Here is a 20759-nt window from a genome sequence, read left to right as displayed (position 1 = left end):
CGATGGCACAAGTACAATTTTCAGTTTATCGTTACAATCCGGATGTTGACAACGCACCTCGTATGCAAGAATACACTTTGCAAACTGAGGAAGGCCAAGACATGATGGTATTGGATGCACTTTTATTATTAAAAGAGCAAGATCCTACATTATCATTCCGTCGTTCATGCCGTGAAGGCGTGTGTGGTTCAGACGGTGTAAACATGAATGGTAAGAACGGCTTAGCATGTATTACTCCTTTATCTACGCTACAAAAAAATGGCAAAGGTAAAATCGTAGTACGTCCATTACCGGGACTTCCTGTTGTTCGTGACCTTGTTATTGACATGAGTCAGTTCTACACTCAATACGAAAAAGTAAAACCGTATCTAATAAATGACGAGCCTGCTGCAGGCGAACGTCTTCAATCTATTGAAGAGCGTGATAAATTAGATGGGCTTTATGAGTGTATTTTATGTGCATGTTGTTCTACATCGTGTCCTTCTTTCTGGTGGAATCCAGATAAGTTTATAGGTCCAGCAGGCCTTCTTCATGCTTACCGTTTCTTAGCTGATAGCCGAGATACTGCAACAGAAGAGCGTTTAGCTGACTTAGACGATGCATTCAGTGTGTTCCGTTGCCACAGTATCATGAACTGTGTTAGCGTTTGTCCTAAGGGTCTTAACCCGACTAAAGCAATTGGGCAAATAAAATCTATGTTATTAAACCGCTCGGTTTAATTTCTAGTAGACGAAAGATGGCTAATATTTATTAGCCATCTTGTTATATAACTATTAATTTCTGCGCTAAAAAAAAGGGCTTATAAATGCACGAAGGTGTGATGAAGGCATGGCTAGAATCTTCACATTTAAACGGCGGTAACGTTGCTTATGTTGAAGAGCTTTATGAAGCGTATTTAGACGATGCGACTTCGGTGCCAGAAGAATGGCGAGAAGTGTTCGAACAATTACCAAAAGTTGATGGTGTGGATGTTGAAGTAAAACATTCAGAAGTTCGTTCACAATTTGCGGCGCTTGCTAAAAACAAGCATAGAGAAGTGGTGGTAGCAGAGGGCAGTGGCGGCGACCTTAAACAGGTTAAAGTTCTGCAACTTATTAATGCTTTCCGTTTTCGTGGACACCAAAATGCAAACCTAGATCCACTAGGTATTTGGCAACGAGAACGTGTACGAGATTTAGAGCTAGAATACCACGACTTATCAAATGCTGACTTTGACCGCGAATTTAACGTAGGATCGTTTGCCGTAGGCCGCGATACTATGCCTTTAGGTGAGTTATACCAAGCACTAAAAACTACTTATTGTGGTTCTATTGGCGCAGAGTATATGCACATCACATCAACAGAAGAAAAACGTTGGTTACAACAGCGTTTAGAGTCTGTTCAGTCTAGGCCAAAATTCGATAAAAATGAAAAGCTACGCATCCTTAAAGGATTGACAGCGGCTGATGGTCTTGAAAAATATTTAGGGGCTAAGTTCCCAGGTGCTAAGCGTTTCTCACTTGAAGGTGGCGATGCGTTAGTTCCTATGCTTAAAGAGCTTATACACCGCGCGGGTGAAAGTGGCCAAAAAGAAGCCGTAATCGGTATGGCTCACCGCGGACGCTTGAACGTACTTGTGAATGTACTTGGTAAAAATCCATCAGAATTATTTGATGAATTTGCTGGTAAACACAAAGATACTTTAAGCTCTGGTGATGTTAAGTATCACATGGGTTACTCTTCGGATTTCGCGACCAAAGGTGGCAATGTGCATATGGCACTTGCGTTTAACCCATCGCACTTAGAAATCGTTAATCCTGTGGTTATGGGGTCTGTGCGCGCACGTCTTGATCGTCTAAACGACAAAACTGGCAGCAAAGCACTTCCTATTACTATTCACGGCGACTCTGCAATCGCAGGTCAGGGTGTAGTACAAGAAACGTTTAACTTATCACAAACTAATGCATTTAGTTGTGGTGGTAGCATTCGTATTGTTGTTAATAACCAAGTTGGTTTTACAACAAGCAAGCAAGACGATGTTCGCTCTACTGATTACTGTACTGATATTGCAAAAATGGTTCAATCACCAATCTTCCATGTAAACTCTGATGATCCTGAAGCGGTTGCGTTTGTTACGCAATTAGCGCTTGATTTTAGAAACCAGTTTAAGCGTGACGTTGTGATTGACCTTGTTTGTTACCGTCGCCATGGCCATAACGAAGCTGATGAGCCTAATGCTACACAGCCTGTTATGTATCAAAAGATTAAAAAACACCCAGTTCCTCGCTTGATCTATGCAGATCAGTTAATTTCGGAAGGTTCTTTCACAGAAAACGAAGTGAAAGCACTTGCTGATGATTATCGTAATGGCTTAGATGATGGCAACTGTGTAGTTGAAGAAATTCAACCAGAAACGTCACATTCTTCTGATTGGGCTAAATACGTTGGCCATGATTGGAATGTTGACTACGACGCTAGCGTTTCTGTAGAGAAACTTAAAGAGCTCGGTAACATTGTCGCAAGCTACCCTGAAGACCACAAAGCGCAATCTCGTGTTAAGAAAATATACGATGATCGTAAAGCTATGGCAGCCGGTGAAAAAGCACTTGATTGGGGTATGGCAGAGACTTTAGCGTATGCAACTATTGCAGCTGAAGGCACTGATATTCGCCTAACAGGTCAAGACTCTGGCCGTGGTACCTTCTTCCATCGTCATGCCGTTGTTCACGGTCAACAAGACGGTGCAACATACTTACCACTGCAAAACATTAGTGAAGATCAAGGTACGTTTGAAGTATTTGATTCGGTGCTATCTGAAGAAGCGGTATTAGCATTTGAATATGGTTATGCAACAGCAGAGCCGACTTCACTTGTTTTATGGGAAGCGCAATTTGGTGATTTCGCCAATGGTGCACAAGTTGTTTTTGACCAATTCTTAAGTTCAGGTGAGCAAAAGTGGGGTCGTTTATGTGGCCTGACATGTTTGCTACCACATGGTTATGAAGGCCAAGGTCCTGAGCATAGCTCTGCACGTCTTGAGCGCTTTTTACAGCTGTGTGCTGATCATAATATGCAAGTATGTGTACCATCTACACCGGCACAAGTTTATGCAATGCTGCGTCGTCAATCGGTTAGACCTCTTCGTCGCCCATTGATTGTTATGACGCCAAAATCATTGCTTCGTCACCCATTAGCTACATCATCGCTTGAAGAACTATCAGAGGGCGTATTCCACAATGTGATCGATGAAATTGATGATATTGATGCTAAGAAAGTAGAACGTGTTGTATTTTGTAGTGGTAAAGTTTACTACGAATTATTACAAGAGCGTCGTAAACTTGAGCAAGACAACATTGCTATTGTTCGTGTTGAACAGCTATACCCGTTCCCACATGACGAAATGAAGACGATTATTGAACGTTATCAGCATGTTACTGATTTTGTATGGTGTCAGGAAGAGCCGCAAAACCAAGGTGCTTGGTATTGTTCTCAACATCACTTTATTGATGCAATTCCACAAGATGCAAAATTAAAATATGCTGGTCGTAAAGCTTCAGCATCACCTGCATGTGGTTATATGTCAGTACATACTAAAGAACAACAAGCGCTCGTTGCCGACGCGCTTACTATAGAAAAGAAAGGATAAGCAATGAGCACAGAGATTAAAGTTCCTGTTCTTCCTGAGTCGGTTGCAGATGCTTCCGTTGCTACATGGCATGTAAGTGTTGGCGACAAAGTAAGCCGTGACCAAAACTTAGTAGATATTGAAACAGACAAAGTGGTTTTAGAAGTGGTTGCACAAAACGATGGTGTAATCACTGAAATTTCACAAGAAGAGGGTGCTACGGTACTTGGCGACCAAGTGATCGGTTTAATTGGCGATGCAGATGAAGCACCGGCAACTAAAGAGTCAAAAGAAGATGACTCAGCATCAGATAAATCAGAAGACGCGCCTGCGGCGCAATCAGCACCAGCATCAGAAGGTAAAGAAGTGGATATTAAAGTACCTGTACTTCCAGAATCAGTTGCAGATGCAACAATTGCTACTTGGCATGTTCAACCAGGTGACGCGGTAACACGCGACCAAAACTTGGTAGATATTGAAACAGATAAAGTTGTACTTGAAGTTGTTGCCCAAGAAGACGGCGTTATGGGTGAAATAATCCATGACGAAGGCGATACCGTTCTTGGTGAGCAAGTAATTGGTAAGGTAAAAGCAGGCGCTGCACCAGCTAAATCTGAAGCTAAAGCGGATGCACCAGCAGCCAAAGAAGAAAGCTCAAGCGATAGTTCAGATGTGCTAACGCCATCAGTGCGTCGTTTAATTGCTGAGAAAGGCCTTGATGCTTCAAAAATCAAAGGTTCAGGTAAAAATGGCCGTGTGACTAAAGAAGATGTTGATCAATTCTTAAAAGCACCTGCTCTAGCAGCAAAAGCAGAAGCAGCACCAGCAGCACCAATGGGTGACCGTACTCAAAAACGTGTGCCTATGACACGTTTACGTAAAACGATTGCTAATCGTCTTCTTGAAGCGAAAAATTCAACTGCAATGTTAACAACGTTTAACGAAGTTAATATGAAGCCAATAATGGATCTTCGTAAGCAGTACCAAGAAGTATTTGAAAAGCGTCACGGTATCCGTTTAGGTTTCATGTCTTTCTACGTTAAAGCGGTAACTGAAGCGTTAAAGCGTTTCCCAGATGTAAATGCATCAATTGATGGCGATGATATTGTTTATCACAACTATTTCGACATCAGTATTGCTGTTTCTACGCCACGTGGCTTAGTAACGCCAGTACTTAAAGATTGTGACAAATTATCAGTTGCAGAAATCGAAAAAGGTATTCGTGAACTAGCTCTTAAAGGTCGTGATGGCAAGCTAACACTTGACGACATGACTGGCGGTAATTTCACTATTACTAACGGTGGTGTATTCGGCTCATTACTATCAACACCAATCATTAACTTACCGCAGTCTTCAATCTTAGGTATGCACAAAATCCAAGATCGTCCAATGGCTGTTAATGGTAAAGTTGAAATCTTACCTATGATGTATTTAGCGTTATCTTACGATCATCGCCAAATCGATGGTAAAGAATCAGTTGGTTTCTTAGTAACAATTAAAGAGTTACTTGAAGATCCAACACGTTTACTGCTAGATGTTTAATTAAGTAGTATGAAATATAAGCTGTGAGTTAAAATCACAGCTTTTTTTTTGCGCCTAAGGTCATACTGGGGTTTTCATGTAGCGCCATGAGATCTATACTAGGCACGCAATTTGGGATAGTTGTTTATTTGCATAAATATTCAGCTCTTTTAATATAAAAAATTGGATAAAGCATCATGAATTTGCATGAGTATCAGGCAAAACAACTTTTTGCCGAATATGGTTTACCAGTTTCTCAAGGTTTCGCTTGCGATACACCTGAAGAAGCTGCAGCAGCTGCTGAAAAAATTGGCGGCGATATGTGGGTTGTTAAAACTCAGGTTCACGCAGGTGGACGTGGTAAAGCTGGCGGTGTAAAGCTAGTTAAAACTATCGACGAAGTTAAAGCGTTTGCAGCTAACTGGTTAGGTAAAAACCTAGTTACTTACCAAACAGACGAGAAAGGCCAGCCAGTTGCTAAAATTTTAGTAGAAAGCTGTACAGATATCGCAAACGAACTGTACCTAGGTGCTGTTGTTGACCGTGCTTCTCGTAAAGTTGTGTTCATGGCGTCTACTGAAGGCGGCGTTGAAATTGAAACTGTTGCTGAAGAAACACCAGAACTTATCCACAAAGCTGAGATTGATCCTTTAGTAGGTCCTCAAGCTTACCAAGCTCGTGAGCTTGGTTTTAAATTGGGTCTTAACCCAACACAAATGAAACAGTTCGTTAAGATCTTTATGGGTCTTGGCAACATGTTCAACGATTTCGATTTCGCATTACTTGAAATCAACCCACTAGTAATCACAGATGAAGGTAACCTTCACTGTCTAGATGGTAAAATTGGTATCGATGGTAATGCACTTTACCGTCAACCTAAAATCCGTGAAATGCACGATCCATCTCAAGAAGATGCACGTGAAGCTCACGCAGCAAGCTTCGAGCTTAACTACGTAGCCCTAGATGGTAACGTAGGTTGTATGGTTAACGGTGCAGGCCTAGCAATGGGTACTATGGACATCGTAAACCTACACGGTGGCAAGCCAGCTAACTTCCTAGATGTTGGTGGCGGCGCGACTAAAGAACGTGTTTCTGAAGCATTCAAAATCATCCTTTCAGATGACAACGTTAAAGCTGTTTTAGTTAACATCTTCGGCGGAATCGTTCGTTGTGACATGATTGCTGAAGGCATCATTGGCGCAGTTAAAGAAGTAGGTGTAACAGTTCCAGTAGTTGTACGTTTAGAAGGTACTAATGCTGAATTAGGCCGTGAAGTACTTGCTAAGTCTGATCTTAACATCATCGCTGCTGAATCATTAACAGACGCGGCTGAAAAAGTTGTTGCTGCTGCGGAGGGCAAATAATGTCTGTATTAATCAATAAAGATACAAAAGTTATCTGTCAAGGTTTCACTGGTGGTCAAGGTACTTTCCACTCAGAGCAAGCGCTTGAGTACGGTACACAAATGGTTGGTGGTGTAAGCCCAGGAAAAGGCGGTCAAACGCACCTTGGTCTTCCAGTATTTAACACAGTACGTGACGCTGTAGAAGCAACAGGTGCAACTGCATCTGTGATTTACGTACCAGCACCTTTCTGTAAAGATGCAATCTTAGAAGCTATCGATGCAGGTATCGAGCTGATTGTTTGTATCACTGAAGGTATTCCTACACTTGATATGGTTGACGTTAAAGTTAAACTAGATCAAACAGGTACTCGTATGATTGGTCCTAACTGTCCAGGTGTTATCACTCCTGGTGAGACTAAGATTGGTATCATGCCTGGTCACATTCACAAGCCTGGTAAAGTAGGTATTGTTTCTCGCTCTGGTACGTTAACGTACGAAGCAGTTAAGCAAACTACAGATGCTGGTTTTGGTCAGTCTTCTTGTGTTGGTATTGGTGGTGATCCAATTCCTGGTACTAACTTTATCGACGTTCTAGAATTGTTCGAAAAAGATCCACAAACTGAAGCAATCGTAATGATTGGTGAAATTGGTGGTACTGCAGAAGAAGAAGCTGCAGAGTACATCAAAGCTAACGTTACTAAACCTGTTGTTTCTTACATTGCTGGTGTTACTGCACCAGAAGGTAAGCGTATGGGTCACGCTGGCGCAATCATCGCTGGTGGTAAAGGTACTGCTGATGAGAAGTTTGCTGCATTAGAAGCTGCGGGCGTAAAAACTGTACGTTCACTTGCTGAAATCGGTAAAGCACTTAAAGAAAAAACAGGCTGGTAATTAGCGTTTATTCTTTAAAAAGGCTCGCAATTGCGAGCCTTTTTGTTATCTAGAGTTCAGGTAACTAATTAACAACAGTTCAGCTTAATTAATATGGGTAACTTATATGCTGAAAAAAGCGTACTGATAAGTCTTGGCGTTGCTTATTAATTGCTAACTCATCGCATAATCCATGAATAGTTTTTTCTACTTGGTTCATAAAGCGACCATAGCCAATTTCATGTTTATTATGCTCAGCTGCCACAATGACAAAATGCAGTGTTTCGACTAATTTATCGGCTTCAAAAAATACTTTTATTTGTGGGGTTGAATCTTCTATATCAAAACTAATTTTTTGTAGCTCTTCATTTCCTTCATTTCTATCGACTTGGCTGTTGCGTATTATTGGCATTGCGCCATTAGCAACCATTGCAGCGTGGGTGAGTTTATTGTCTTCACATAACTGGGTAAATAGTTTTGAAAAGTGGGTGTAGAACGGCTGATAAGTTTGGCTGTTAACCTCGCTCTGAAACTGCGTTTTAATATTACGAGTTATCGGTATCGAAAAAGTGACATAGGTCATTTCTGCGTGTGTGCTTGGTATCTCGCATTGTCTTGATTGATAACGAGGATATAAACTTCTTAATTTATAACCGTAACTTTCTTTATTACCTTTTTCTTTAGCGAATAAATCATAGGTCAAATGCTGATGATCACGTAATTTAAAGCTTGGTTGCTCTACAAATAATTGCTGTTGTAAAAGATCCAAAACTTTTTGTACATTATTATGGAATTGGGCGGAGTGAGCGCGAATATCATCCCCAGTGGCTAAAAACAGTAAGCGAATCTTTTTGCTTTGCTGATCTTCGGTGTAATGAAGTTTATGTGCTTCATGGTAACGAGGATTATAGAAAAACAACATTTGCTTATCGGTTTCAAGTTGATAAGACTCATCATGAAATCGCACGACCGGCAGTTTATCATTGGCGAGTAAATGCACATTGTGAAGTTCATATTCATCACAAGCAGCAAATAGTTGGCGAGCAATACGCTGATAACACGCATTAATATTACTAAAGCTCTTATAAAACTCATCGTTTGGCGTGATTTCAGCTAATAAATAATGGTTTGCTCTAGCATTGCTTGGGATATAAACACGGTGTTGATTTAATGAAGCCATCTTTCGTTCCTGTAAGTTGGGTTTATTTTTATACTATAGAATGCTTTGATGACTTAAATATTGCGCTAAAACAAATTTTGTTCATAAACTATCCCTTATTAAACAAACTTTGTTAATTACCAACATAAACCCGTATCTATTACTGTATGTTACGCTTGGTTTTTGTAATAATGCATTAGTTTTGTTATCACGCAATATACAGAGGTTTATACTCCTATGGCGGAAATCGAGAATCGCCCAAGTAACTTTATTAGAACCCGAATTGATGAAGATTTAGCAAGTGGAAAACATGCCACAACGCATACCCGTTTTCCACCAGAACCAAATGGCTTTTTACATATTGGCCATGCAAAATCAATTTGCCTAAATTTTGGTATCGCCAAAGACTATAACGGTTTATGTAACCTTCGTTTTGACGATACAAACCCAGAAAAAGAAGATATTAACTACGTTAATTCAATTAAAGAAGACGTACAGTGGTTAGGGTTTAATTGGGATGGTGAGATTAAATATTCGTCAAACTATTTTGATGTGCTTTACGGCTATGCAGTAGAGCTAATTGAAAAAGGTTTAGCGTATGTGTGTTTTTTAACTGCCGATCAAGCGCGTGAATACCGTGGCACATTAAAAGAGCCAGGTAAGAATAGCCCTTATCGCGATACCTCGGTTGAAGAAAACCTCGCATTATTTGAAAAGATGCGCAATGGTGAATTTAAAGAAGGTGAATGTGTTCTACGTGCTAAAATTGATATGGCCAGCTCATTTATGGTGCTGCGCGATCCAATTATTTACCGCGTTCGTTTTGCACATCATCACCAAACAGCTGATAAATGGTGCATTTACCCAATGTACGACTTCACGCATTGTATTTCTGATGCGTTAGAAGGTATAACACATTCATTATGTACCTTAGAATTCCAAGATAACCGTCGTCTTTACGACTGGGTACTTGATAACATCAGCCTTGAATGCCACCCACAGCAAATTGAATTTTCACGGTTAAACCTTGAATACACAATTATGTCAAAGCGTAAGCTTAATGACTTAGTGGTAAATAACAAGGTAGAAGGGTGGGATGACCCGCGTATGCCAACGATTGCGGGTCTTCGTCGTCGAGGTTATACACCGGCTTCAATTCGTGAGTTTTGTTTACGTATTGGTATTACTAAACAAGAAAATATGGTTGAAATGGGTATGCTTGAAGCGTGTATCCGTGATGATTTAAACGAAAATGCACCGCGTGCTATGGCTGTACTTGATCCGGTTAAAATCGTTATTGAGAATTATGAAGCCGACACTGTTGAAACATTGTCTGTTGCTAATCACCCAAATAAAGAAGAAATGGGTCGTCGTGATGTGCCTTTTACCCGTGAAATTTTTATTGAACGTGAAGATTTCCGCGAAGAAGCAAACAATAAGTTCAAACGTTTAGTACTAGATAAAGAAGTACGCTTACGTGGCGCTTATGTAATTAAAGCAGAGCGTGTTGAAAAAGACGATAACGGTGAAATTACCACTATTTACTGTACTTACGATCCTGAAACATTGGGTAAAAACCCAAGCGATGGGCGTAAGGTAAAAGGGGTGATTCATTGGGTGTCAGCACCTGAGTCAGTGACGGCGGAAGTACGTTTATATGACCGTTTATTCAGTGTGCCTAATCCTGCAGCAGCAGAAGATTTTGAAAGCACATTAAACCCAGAGTCGTTAGTTGTTATTAATAATGCAAAACTAGAACCTTCACTGGCAAATTCACAGCCTGCGCAAGGTTTCCAGTTTGAGCGTACTGGTTACTTCTCTCGTGATAGTAAATCTGAGAATGTGGTATTTAACCAAACTGTGGGTCTGCGCGACTCATGGGCTAAAATAGATCAGAAGTAATTCTGTTCTATTTTAGACACAAAAAAACCTGCTTTTAGCAGGTTTTTTTATGCAATTAATAAAAATTAACTGTTGTTTTGTGCAAACGCCTTACATGCGTCTTTATCTTCACACTCACCGTATAGGTAAAGAGAGTGGTTAGTTAGCTTAATACCGTTTTCTTCAGCAATCTCGAGTTGACGACGTTCAATTAAGTCATCTTCAAACTCAACAACCTTGCCACACTTTAAACACACTAAGTGGTCATGGTGAGTACTGCCAGAAAGTTCAAATACAGACTTGCCACCTTCAAAATGATGACGGCTAACAATACCCGCATCATCAAATTGATTTAAAACACGGTAAACAGTCGCAAGACCAATTTCTTCGCCTAGATCTAATAAAACCTTGTAAACATCTTCAGCGCTTATGTGTTGGTTATCTGGAGATTGAAGAATCTCTAAAATTTTAATACGCGGTAAAGTTACCTTTAGCCCGGCTTTTTTAAGTTCCAAGTTATGATCAGTCATTAAATCTGTCTCAATTTTATTTAGTTATACTAGACATCTTGCAAGATGTACTCGTCACAATAACAGTTAGGATAACGTGCCTTTGAAGGAAGTGCAAAGAACAATTGATCTATATCAATATTAACGCGGAAAATGCTAACTGTTTGATAATATTTTAAACAGTTAGCATAAAAAGGGAGGGTTAATCTGCTAACTCACTTAAGCACATTTCATCATATACCTGAGCACACCATTGTTTAACGCGTTGCTCAGTCAATTCAGGCTGGCGGTCTTCATCAATCCCTAAGCCTACAAAGTGCTTGTCATCCGCCATACCTTTTGATGCTTCAAAATCATAGCTGTCTGTTGGCCAATGACCAACAACAATAGCACCACGCTCTGTCACGATATCGTTGATCATACCCATTGCATCTAAGAAGTATTCTGCATAGTCTTCTTGGTCGCCACAGCCAAAAATAGCCACTAGCTTACCTTCAAAGCTTACTTCTTCAAGCTCAGGAAAAAAGTCATCCCAATCACACTGCGCTTCGCCATAGTACCAAGTTGGAATGCCGAATAAGATCAGATCAAATTCAGCTATCTCTTCTTTAGAGCTTTTTGCAATGTCATGCACAGCAACGAGCTTTTTACCCAATTCTTTTTGGATCATTTTTGCTACGTGTTCTGTGTTACCTGTATCACTTCCGAAAAAAATGCCTACACTTGCCATGGATTTAAACCTTTTATCTATCAATAGCCAATCTTTCTTGTAAAATTGTTTCGATCAACGCACTACGGCTAATATTTTGTGCATCTGCCATATCACTCAAAGCCTGATACAGCTGTGACGAAACTTTAAATTCAACACGCTTTAAGCCACGTGCTTTATCTCTTTTTATTTGATTACGTTTATTGACCTTTAACTGCATATCCCGTGGAAGGGGATTGGTTTTGGGTCTACCTGGACGTTTCTCGTATTCAAATAAATCAAGCGTTGTTCTATCTGTTTCTGACTTGGCCATGCTTAACCTACACCCGCACCTTGCCAAAATACCTGAATAAGTCCTTTGGCAATAAAGCCAGAGCAACCTAAAAAAAGTACCAGCCACACAATATAACGACCAAATTTAGGCACATTGCCGCTTTTCAGTACGTCTTTAATTGCCAAGCCGATAAAAATAAAAATACCTGCTAAGCCAAAATACAACCCTAAGGTATCAAATTCGTTAATAAACTGACTGACCATCGACGTATAACCTTTAAATTAAACGGCGCGTACTATAGCACATAAATCTTTAATTATTTAGTGTGATAAATCAAAAACACGCCACAAAAATAACATTAAACTGCAGTTAAAAAATCATTGATTGCTTTGTTTACAGCCTGTGGTTTTTGGGCATGCAACCAGTGACCCGCACCATGGATGATTTTTGCACTTACATTTTTAAACAGCGAATTAATTGCTTCACGGTGCTCAGCTAATATGTAGTCAGAGTCATTACCTTTAATAAACAGAGTTTCGCATAAACAAGAATTATTTGCATTAATGTTGTCGGTAATTGTTGAATATTTATTATCAAGCACTGACAAATTGAATCGCCATACAAATTTCCCTGCATCATTTTTATATAAACTCTTCAATAAAAACTGACGTACTCCTAACTCTTCTATATACGGTTGCATTACTAAATCAGCTTGCTTTCTATCACTAATATAGGCATTTTTTACTGCATTTAATGCCTCAATGATTTGGGTATGACGAGCCGGGTAGCTAACTGGGGCGATATCAAGTACCACTAATTTATTGACCAATTCGCTATGGGTTAATGCAACTTGCATTGCCACTTTACCGCCCATGGAATGCCCTACAAGGTGGGCTTTTTGTATTTTCAATTTCGCCATTAATTCCACAATGTCATTGGCCATGGCTAGGTAATCCATTTCATCACTGTGTGGGGAAAGGCCGTGGTTACGTAAATCGACATTGGTTACGCAAAAGTGTTCACTTAATGGTTTTGCAATCACATTAAGGTTTTCTAATGAGCCAAACAGTCCATGGATCAAAACAACATCAGGACCTTGACCAATTTGTTTGTAATTTAATTGCATAAACGTCTCCCATAATTTTGCGCATAGTTTGCCGAGCATTAACTAAAAAAGCAAAAAATACAGATATTATTTAAACGCTGGATGCAAAATACCTAGCTCTCTGATTATTTGGTCATTATTAATTATAGTTATGTTAAGGCAGTGAGGGTTTAAAAGCGATTTATACTTGTCATAGCTTTTAATAATAGAACGACTATTATTTGCAATATTGTCTTGCCTAATATCGCTTTTAATTCCAACGACGCTCGCATCTTGAGGTGATTTGGGTATAATCATATCGAAAGAAAAATGTGACCCGTAATGACAGGAAGAACATGAAACAAATCGACATAGACGACGAGTTATATCAGTACATTGCTAGCAATACCCAGAGTATTGGTGAAAGTGCATCGACTATTTTACGTCGTTTATTAAATCTCAGCGGCGAAAAAATTCACACTACAAAATCAGACACTGATCATAAAAATGAAACTGTTAGTGTGTCTAATCCATCTGAAGAACAACAAGTTGCTGCCGTTGAACAGCCAGCCTCTGTGGCGAAACCGCCGGTAAATAAAAAGAATGCGAACGTATTTAATATTTTAAATAAAGAAGAGCTGGCAATGCAAAAAGGTGTTGTTGGTCGTTTCTTATTTATATTAAGTGCATTTTACCGAACGCACAAAACTGACTTTTCAGCAGTGCTTGATATCAAAGGCCGCGATCGTGTTTATTTTGCGACCAGTAAAGAAGACTTAGTGAATAGCGGTAGTAGTATGAACCCTAAAAACATCACCGATAGTGAATATTGGGTGATGACTAATTCAAATACTACACGTAAAAAAATGATGCTGCATGAAGTTGCACTTAGCTTGGGCTATAGCAATGAGCAAGCTGAAAAAATTCGTGATTATCTTTAAGGAAATACCATGGCAATTCATTCCGGCGCAGGGAAAACTGCACCACAATCGGTTTTAGTGAATGTACCAAAGTTAGTGTCTGCGTATTATTTAAATGAGCCTGATCTAGAGCAAAACCCTGAGCATTGTGTTGCCTTTGGCACCTCAGGGCATCGTGGTTGTGCATATGATGTGAAATTTAATGAATCCCACATATTATCAATCACCCAAGCTATTTGTGATTACAGAAAGCAAAACGATATATTTGGCCCATTATTTTTGGGTAAAGACACCCACGCATTAAGCGAAGCCGCCTTTAACTCAGCGATAGAAGTGCTGGTTGCTAACGAAGTGCAAGTGATCACCCAAGAAAATGGCGACTTCACACCAACGCCGGTAATTAGCCACGCTATTGTTAGTTATAATAAAAATCACCCAAATGAATTAGCCGATGGTATTGTTGTTACTCCGTCTCATAATCCTCCTGAAGATGGCGGGTTCAAATATAACCCACCTAATGGCGGCCCTGCAGATACAGATGTAACAAAATGGATTGAAGATAGAGCCAATCAGCTTTTAATGGAAGACTTAGTTGAAGTAGAACTGTTTCCATTTGCTAAAGCGTCGCGTTCTGGTTTTATCCGCTATGAAGATTTAATGACACCGTACATTAATGATCTTGAACACATTGTTAACTTAAAAGCGATTAGTGATGCTGGTATTAAAGTAGGTATTGATCCATTAGGTGGTTCAGGCATCAACTTTTGGCCAGTGATTGCGAAAAAATACAATCTAGATTTAACCGTTGTAAATGACAGTGTTGATCCGCGTTTTGCATTTATGCCACTTGATAAAGATGGCAAAATTCGTATGGATTGCTCATCACCTTATTCAATGGCGAATTTAATTGCCCTTAAAGATGATTTTGATCTATCGATAGGCAATGACCCAGATTATGACCGTCATGGCATAGTAACACCTGATGGATTAATGAATCCAAATCACTTTTTAGCAGTAGCCATTGATTACTTACTAACGCATCGTGACTGGGATGCCAGCGTTGAAATTGGTAAAACCCTCGTTTCTAGCTCAATGATTGATAAAGTCACTGAGCGTAATAAGCGTAAAGTTAAAGAAGTGCCGGTTGGTTTTAAATGGTTTGTTGAGGGGTTAAATAAAGGCAAGTTGGCTTTTGGTGGTGAAGAAAGTGCTGGTGCTGCTTTTTTACGTTTTGATGGCAGCGTTTGGTGTACAGATAAAGATGGCTTTATCATGGGGCTTCTTGCCGCTGAAATTCTTGCAGTTACAGGTAAAACACCGTCTACGTTATATAAAGAACTAGAGCAAGAATTTGGTGCACCAATTTATAAACGTTTAGATGCGCCAGCGACGCCTGAGCAAAAATCACGATTAAAAGCGCTCAGTGCAAATGACGTAAAAGCAGATACCTTAGCCGGTGAGCCAATTATGCAAAAGCTTACTCATGCGCCAGGTAATAATGCAGCAATTGGTGGATTAAAAGTAGTAACTGAAAGTGGCTGGTTTGCTGCTCGTCCGTCAGGTACTGAAGATATATATAAAATATATCTAGAATCATTTAAAGGCGAAGAGCATTTAGCCTTATTAGAAAAAGAAGCTAAAAAACTGGTTGATTCAGTAATTAGCTAATCTGCAATTAAAATTAAAAACGGCTGATTTATTCAGCCGTTTTTGTATCTACAATTTATAAAACAAAAAGGGCTTTATAGTGATGTCAGCCACTTCAGAATATATTAATCAATTAAAACATGATGGTGATTTTTTAACGCTTTCTCGAAACCATGAATGGCATTTGGATGCAGGCCAATTTACTCTTAATAATAATACGCAAGTAACCGTGCATGATACCGGTGTAATTGAATTTGAGCCTGATTGTATAACGTCAAAGAATGTGGTGCTTTCAAGTGCAATTCATGGCAATGAGACAGCCCCTATAGAAATTTGCGATGAACTGATTAAACACATTATTAGTGGAAAACTTGAATTACAACAACGGGTTTTATTTATTTTTGGTAACCCTCAGTCAATTAATATTGGTAAACGCTTTGTAGAAGAGAACTTAAATCGCTTATTTAATGGGCACCACACTGTTGATGGCATCGCAATGAACGACGAACGTATTCGTGCTGCAAAACTTGAACAGTACGTTAGCGATTTTTATGCACGCTCAGAGCAGGACACGTATCGCTGTCATTATGATTTACATACCGCTATTCGTGGTTCTAAAAATGAGAAGTTTGCTGTTTACCCATTTTTACATGGCAAGCCTTGGAAAAAGTCGCAACTGCAGTTTTTATTGAGTTGCGGGGTTAATACGGTATTAATGATGAAATCACCCGCTACCACGTTTAGCTACTATTCATCGTTTGTGCATGGGGCTGATTCGTTTACCGTTGAGCTTGGGCAAGTAAAACCCTTTGGTGAAAACGACATGTCGCGCTTTGCAAAAACTAAGCAAACATTAACTGCATTAATTAGTCAAAAAGAAGTGGAATACCCTAAATTTAATGCAAGTGACTTTGAGTTGTTTTCTGTTCATCGCACAATTAACCGCACAGAGCAAAACTTTAGCTTCCCGTTTTCTGATGATGCCGAGAACTTTACAGGCTTTGCAAAGGGTGAGCTTTTAGCAACTGATGGTGATAATGCAATTTATGCGGACGTAGAAGGGGAAGCGATTATTTTTCCTAACGCACAAGTTGCTATTGGACAACGTGCACTATTAACGGTTGTGCCTATGCAGGTGGATAGTCGTTTTAGCTAATTCAACACATCAGACCACTTGTTATGAAAGTTTAACCAACTGATTAATAAGTGGTTAATTATATGTATAGTTAACTTGCCAGTTTTTTGCTCAATATTTACTTTTGTTTGGTCACAGTTTTGTTGAATAACACTTTACGTTAACGTAAAGTGTTGGCAGCTTTAATTAAATACAGTGCAGATGTTGCAAAGTTTATTCAGCAACAATCACCCATAATAATAATTTAAAGGGGCACTGTGATACCGACAACAAGAGAAGGTAGGTTATGAGTAATCCCAATAACGTATCGCTGAATATTAACCATGAGCTTGAGTTTATCGACGGTCACGCGCTTAATATTCCAACCCTTAGTATTTTAACTGAGGACGGCGACATTCATCCTAGTGCTCCTGCACCTGACATTTCTAAACAAACCGCTATTAAATTATACGAAACCATGCGTTTCATTCGTTTATTGGATGAACGTATGCAGGGTGCTCAACGCCAAGGCCGTGTTAGCTTTTACATGCAGTGTTTAGGTGAAGAAGCGGCGGTAACAGCCTCTGCGGCAGCCCTTGATCAAGATGATATGATTATGGCGCAATACCGTGAGCAAGCGGCGTTGCACTACCGTGGTTTTACGCTTGACCAATTTATGAATCAGATGTTTTCTAACGAACTAGATCTTGGTAAAGGCCGTCAAATGCCGATCCATTACGGTTCTAAAGCACTTAACTACATGACAATTTCATCGCCATTAGGAACTCAAATCCCACAGGCCACCGGTTATGCATACGGTCAAAAAGTAAAACATATCGATGCTAAAACAGGTGAACTAGCAAGCACTATTGATAACGTCACCATTTGTTATTTTGGTGAAGGTGCCGCTTCAGAAGGTGATTTTCACGCAGGTCTTAACATGGCTGCAGTGCACAAGGCACCGGTTATCTTTTTTGCACGTAATAATGGTTATGCTATTTCTACCCCAGCTGATGAACAATTTAAAGGTGATGGTATTGCATCGCGTGGCGTAGGGTATGGTATTAAAACCATACGTGTTGATGGCAGCGATGCACTCGCTGTTTATGCAGCAACTAAAAAAGCCCGAGAAATTGCAGCAACTCAAGGTGAACCTGTACTGATTGAATCGATAGCCTATCGTTTAGGGGCGCACTCAACATCAGACGACCCTAGTGGCTACCGTTCAAAAGACGAAGAAGCAAACTATAAAGCGTGCCCAATTGAGCGCTTTAGAAAATGGCTAGTGAAACAAAACTGGTTAGATGATGCTGAAGATATAAAAGCCAAAGAAACAATTCGTGATGATATTTTAGCGGCGCTTAAACGCGCTGAAGTAATTGATAAACCAGCCTTAGAAGAATTAATTTCTGATGTGTATGACACGCCAATTCCATCTTTACAACGCCAATATGATGAGCTTAAAACACATATAAAAGCTCATCCTGATGCCTATCCAACAACAGCAGGAAGAATTAAGTAATGGCTAAAATGAACATGCTACATGCAATTAATTCTGCTTTAGATATCACCATGAATGAACACCCTCAAGCGTGTATTTTTGGTGAAGACGTGGGTTATTTTGGCGGCGTTTTTAGAGCAACATCAGGCTTACAAGAAAAATACGGAAAGCACCGTGTATTCAACACGCCGCTTACAGAGCAAGGCATTTTAGGTTTTGCTAATGGCTTGGCTGCATTTGGTGCACCCGCGCTTGCAGAAATTCAATTTGCTGATTACATCTTTCCTGCGTTTGACCAAATAGTGAATGAATCTGCTAAGTTTCGCTACCGTAGTGGTAATGAATTCAACGTGGGTAATCTAACAATACGAACACCTTACGGCGGCGGTATTGCTGGTGGTTTGTATCACTCGCAATCGCCAGAAGCGTATTTTGCCCATACACCAGGGTTAAAAATTGTCGTGCCACGTAACCCTTATCAAGCTAAAGGCTTACTTCGCGCATGTATTAAAGACGATAACCCAGTGCTATTTTTTGAGCCAAAACGTTTATATCGTGCATCTACGGGTGAAGTGCCAGAAGAAGATTACAGCATTGAACTAGGTAAAGCTGAGGTAGTTCAAGAGGGCACTGACGTTACTTTATTGGCGTGGGGCGCACAAATGGAAATAGTAGAAGCATCCGCTAAACAAGCCAGCGAGCAAGGTATTAGCTGTGAGGTGATTGACCTTCGCAGTATTCTACCATGGGACGTTGAAACCATTGCTAAATCAGTGACAAAAACGGGTCGGCTTATTGTTAGTCATGAAGCACCTATTACTAATGGTTTTGGCGCCGAAATTGCGGCAACCATCGCTCAAGAGTGTTTCTTGCATTTAGAGTCACCTATTTTACGTGTCTGTGGTTTAGATACACCATACCCGCTGGCGCTTGAAAAAGAATATGTTCCAGATGCATTGAAAGTAATGGCCGCAATTAAACAATCAGTGAACTTTTAGGGGTTTCCATGGCTAAAGATTTTATATTACCCGACATTGGTGAAGGCATTGTTGAATGCGAAGTAGTCGAATGGCTGGTGCAAGAAGGTGATACAGTAAAAGAAGATCAGCCTATTTGTGATGTGATGACAGATAAAGCCTTAGTGCAAATTCCTGCGGTACATGATGGGGTGATCACTAAGCTACATTGCAAAAAAGGCGATATTGCTAAAGTACATGCGCCGTTATTTGCAATGGATGTTGCCGGGGAAGCACCCAGCGAAAAGACTGAAACATCATCTGCACCAACATCTACTCGTGAACACTTAGAAGATTTTATCTTACCCGATATTGGTGAAGGTATTGTTGAGTGTGAAATTGTAGAGTGGTTAGTAGCAGAAGGCGATGAGATTGAAGAAGACCAAGCTGTTTGTGATGTAATGACTGATAAAGCGTTGGTACAGATACCGGCTAAATATACCGGTACTGTACAAAAGCTATATTATCAAAAAGGTGAAATTGCCAAAGTACATAGCCCGTTGTTTCAAATGACCATAGCAGGTCAAGCCGCAAAAGAAGATGTTGATGTTAATCAAGCGGTCGTAAAAGCACAAAGCAATGCAACTACCGATTCACCGGCTAAACAAACACAAACTGCGATTGTTAACGAAAAAGCAGTTGCCTCACCTGCGGTTAGACGTAAAGCGCGAGAGCTTGATGTAGATTTAACTTGCGTACCAGGCAGTGGTAAAAATGGTCGTATTTATAAACAAGATATTGAAGCGTTTATAAAAAATGAAGTGCCATCTGGTATGGATACTTCTGAGCTTAATAAACCACAAGCTTCTGAGAGTAAAAAAATCAGCATTACTGAACATGTAACGAGCACAGGTGGAACGCGAACAGAAGCGATTAAAGGCATTAAAGCGGCAATGGCAAAACAAATGGTGGCGTCGGTTTCAACTATTCCACACTTTACCTACAGTGATGAAATTGACTTAACTGATTTAATTGCACTTCGAGCAGATCTAAAAGAGCAATATAAAGCTCAGGGCGTTAAGTTAACTATGATGCCATTCTTTATTAAGGCGTTATCGTTGGCAATGAGTCAATTTCCAGTACTTAACTCAAAAGTAAATGATGATTGTAGCGAAATTACTTACTATGACGATCATAATATTGGGGTTGCGGTAGATTCTAAAGTGGGCTTATTAGTGCCTAATATTAAAGCTTGTCAAACTAAAAGCATTGTAGAGGTTGCTAACAGTTTAACTCAGCTTACTGATTCTGCTCGCGAAGGGCGAGTTGCACCTGATGATTTAAAGGGCGGTACTATTAGCATTTCTAACATTGGTGCAATTGGCGGCACTATTGCAACGCCAATCATAAATAAGCCAGAAGTCGCCATTGTTGCACTTGGTAAATTACAGCACCTTCCACGCTTTGATCAGCATGGGCAGGTAGTTTCACGTGCAATTATGCAAGTAAGTTGGTCAGGTGATCACCGTGTAATTGATGGCGGCACGATAGCGCGCTTTAATAATTTATGGAAAGAATACTTAGAGCAGCCAGCTAAAATGATGATGGCAATGCGCTAATTTTTTTCATTAATAAAAAACCAGCTTATTAGCTGGTTTTTTTATA

General features: G+C 40.0%; 18 protein-coding genes. 12 read left to right on the top strand and 6 right to left on the bottom strand.

Features of this window, described 5'->3' with window-relative positions; translation table 11 throughout:
- Positions 1-2 precede the first annotated feature (2 nt).
- The 5 genes from QL989_RS01265 (at position 3) to sucD (ending at position 7361) form a co-directional block, all read left to right on the top strand.
- Complete coding sequence (locus tag QL989_RS01265) at positions 3-719, top strand: succinate dehydrogenase iron-sulfur subunit (protein ID WP_010390121.1); 717 nt, start codon at positions 3-5, stop codon at positions 717-719.
- An 86-nt stretch (positions 720-805) separates the two neighbouring features.
- Entirely contained in the window at positions 806-3625 is a 2820-nt protein-coding gene (gene sucA / locus QL989_RS01260) for a 2-oxoglutarate dehydrogenase E1 component (RefSeq protein WP_075169173.1), read from the top strand.
- A gap of 3 nt (positions 3626-3628) precedes the next feature.
- Positions 3629-5146 carry a 2-oxoglutarate dehydrogenase complex dihydrolipoyllysine-residue succinyltransferase gene (odhB, locus tag QL989_RS01255; RefSeq protein WP_290167583.1) on the top strand — a complete coding sequence of 506 codons (1518 nt, stop codon included), beginning with the start codon at positions 3629-3631 and terminating at the stop codon, positions 5144-5146.
- Between the two features lie 176 nt (positions 5147-5322).
- On the top strand, positions 5323-6489 hold the full coding sequence (gene sucC / locus QL989_RS01250; protein ID WP_008464053.1) for an ADP-forming succinate--CoA ligase subunit beta: 1167 nt from the start codon (positions 5323-5325) through the stop codon (positions 6487-6489).
- The gene (sucD, locus tag QL989_RS01245; protein WP_008464054.1) at positions 6489-7361 is read left to right on the top strand and encodes a succinate--CoA ligase subunit alpha; all 873 of its coding nucleotides are present in this window, start codon (positions 6489-6491) and stop codon (positions 7359-7361) included. The genes sucC and sucD overlap by 1 nt, the downstream gene beginning before the upstream one ends.
- An 88-nt stretch (positions 7362-7449) precedes the next feature.
- Here sucD and QL989_RS01240 read toward each other — a convergent pair whose 3' ends face one another.
- Positions 7450-8520 carry a DUF3083 family protein gene (locus QL989_RS01240; RefSeq protein WP_290167580.1) on the bottom strand — a complete coding sequence of 357 codons (1071 nt, stop codon included), beginning with the start codon at positions 8518-8520 and terminating at the stop codon, positions 7450-7452.
- 216 nt (positions 8521-8736) lie between these two features.
- Here QL989_RS01240 and glnS point away from each other — a divergent pair, with 216 nt between their 5' ends.
- Entirely contained in the window at positions 8737-10401 is a 1665-nt protein-coding gene (glnS, locus tag QL989_RS01235) for a glutamine--tRNA ligase (RefSeq protein ID WP_054200997.1), read from the top strand.
- Between the two features lie 65 nt (positions 10402-10466).
- On the opposite strand, the gene fur is transcribed toward glnS, so the two are convergent.
- The 5 genes from fur to QL989_RS01210 form a co-directional block, all read right to left on the bottom strand.
- Entirely contained in the window at positions 10467-10910 is a 444-nt protein-coding gene (gene fur / locus QL989_RS01230) for a ferric iron uptake transcriptional regulator (RefSeq protein ID WP_010390113.1), read from the bottom strand.
- A gap of 181 nt (positions 10911-11091) precedes the next feature.
- The gene (fldA, locus tag QL989_RS01225; RefSeq protein ID WP_008113772.1) at positions 11092-11619 is read right to left on the bottom strand and encodes a flavodoxin FldA; all 528 of its coding nucleotides are present in this window, start codon (positions 11617-11619) and stop codon (positions 11092-11094) included.
- A 13-nt stretch (positions 11620-11632) separates the two neighbouring features.
- Positions 11633-11911, bottom strand: a complete 279-nt coding sequence (gene ybfE, locus QL989_RS01220; RefSeq protein ID WP_008113775.1) for a LexA regulated protein — start codon at positions 11909-11911, stop codon at positions 11633-11635.
- A gap of 2 nt (positions 11912-11913) precedes the next feature.
- Positions 11914-12135, bottom strand: a complete 222-nt coding sequence (locus QL989_RS01215; protein ID WP_008113777.1) for a DUF2788 domain-containing protein — start codon at positions 12133-12135, stop codon at positions 11914-11916.
- Positions 12136-12230: 95 nt separating this feature from the next.
- Positions 12231-12998 (bottom strand): alpha/beta fold hydrolase, encoded by a 768-nt coding sequence (locus QL989_RS01210; RefSeq protein ID WP_290167575.1) that lies wholly within the window; start codon positions 12996-12998, stop codon positions 12231-12233.
- A gap of 314 nt (positions 12999-13312) precedes the next feature.
- Here QL989_RS01210 and seqA point away from each other — a divergent pair, with 314 nt between their 5' ends.
- From seqA to QL989_RS01180, 6 genes are all read left to right on the top strand, one after another.
- A complete protein-coding gene (seqA, locus tag QL989_RS01205) occupies positions 13313-13897 on the top strand; it encodes a replication initiation negative regulator SeqA (RefSeq protein ID WP_010390110.1) in 585 nt (194 codons plus the stop codon).
- Between the two features lie 9 nt (positions 13898-13906).
- Entirely contained in the window at positions 13907-15544 is a 1638-nt protein-coding gene (gene pgm, locus QL989_RS01200) for a phosphoglucomutase (alpha-D-glucose-1,6-bisphosphate-dependent) (RefSeq protein WP_290167571.1), read from the top strand.
- 82 nt (positions 15545-15626) lie between these two features.
- Positions 15627-16679 (top strand): succinylglutamate desuccinylase, encoded by a 1053-nt coding sequence (gene astE / locus QL989_RS01195; RefSeq protein WP_075169178.1) that lies wholly within the window; start codon positions 15627-15629, stop codon positions 16677-16679.
- A 265-nt stretch (positions 16680-16944) separates the two neighbouring features.
- Positions 16945-18159 carry a thiamine pyrophosphate-dependent dehydrogenase E1 component subunit alpha gene (locus QL989_RS01190; protein ID WP_008466734.1) on the top strand — a complete coding sequence of 405 codons (1215 nt, stop codon included), beginning with the start codon at positions 16945-16947 and terminating at the stop codon, positions 18157-18159.
- Positions 18159-19136, top strand: a complete 978-nt coding sequence (locus QL989_RS01185) for a transketolase C-terminal domain-containing protein (RefSeq protein ID WP_290167568.1) — start codon at positions 18159-18161, stop codon at positions 19134-19136. Before QL989_RS01190 ends, QL989_RS01185 begins: the two co-directional genes overlap by 1 nt.
- Before the next feature lie 8 nt (positions 19137-19144).
- Entirely contained in the window at positions 19145-20713 is a 1569-nt protein-coding gene (locus tag QL989_RS01180; RefSeq protein WP_290167566.1) for a dihydrolipoyllysine-residue acetyltransferase, read from the top strand.
- Positions 20714-20759: the final 46 nt, after the last annotated feature.

This window comes from Pseudoalteromonas sp. APC 3224, from assembly GCF_030407535.1.
In the GTDB taxonomy this organism is placed as follows: domain Bacteria; phylum Pseudomonadota; class Gammaproteobacteria; order Enterobacterales; family Alteromonadaceae; genus Pseudoalteromonas.
The sequence above is the reverse complement of the archived record's forward strand: the minus strand, read 5'-3'. Positions and strand labels throughout refer to the sequence as shown.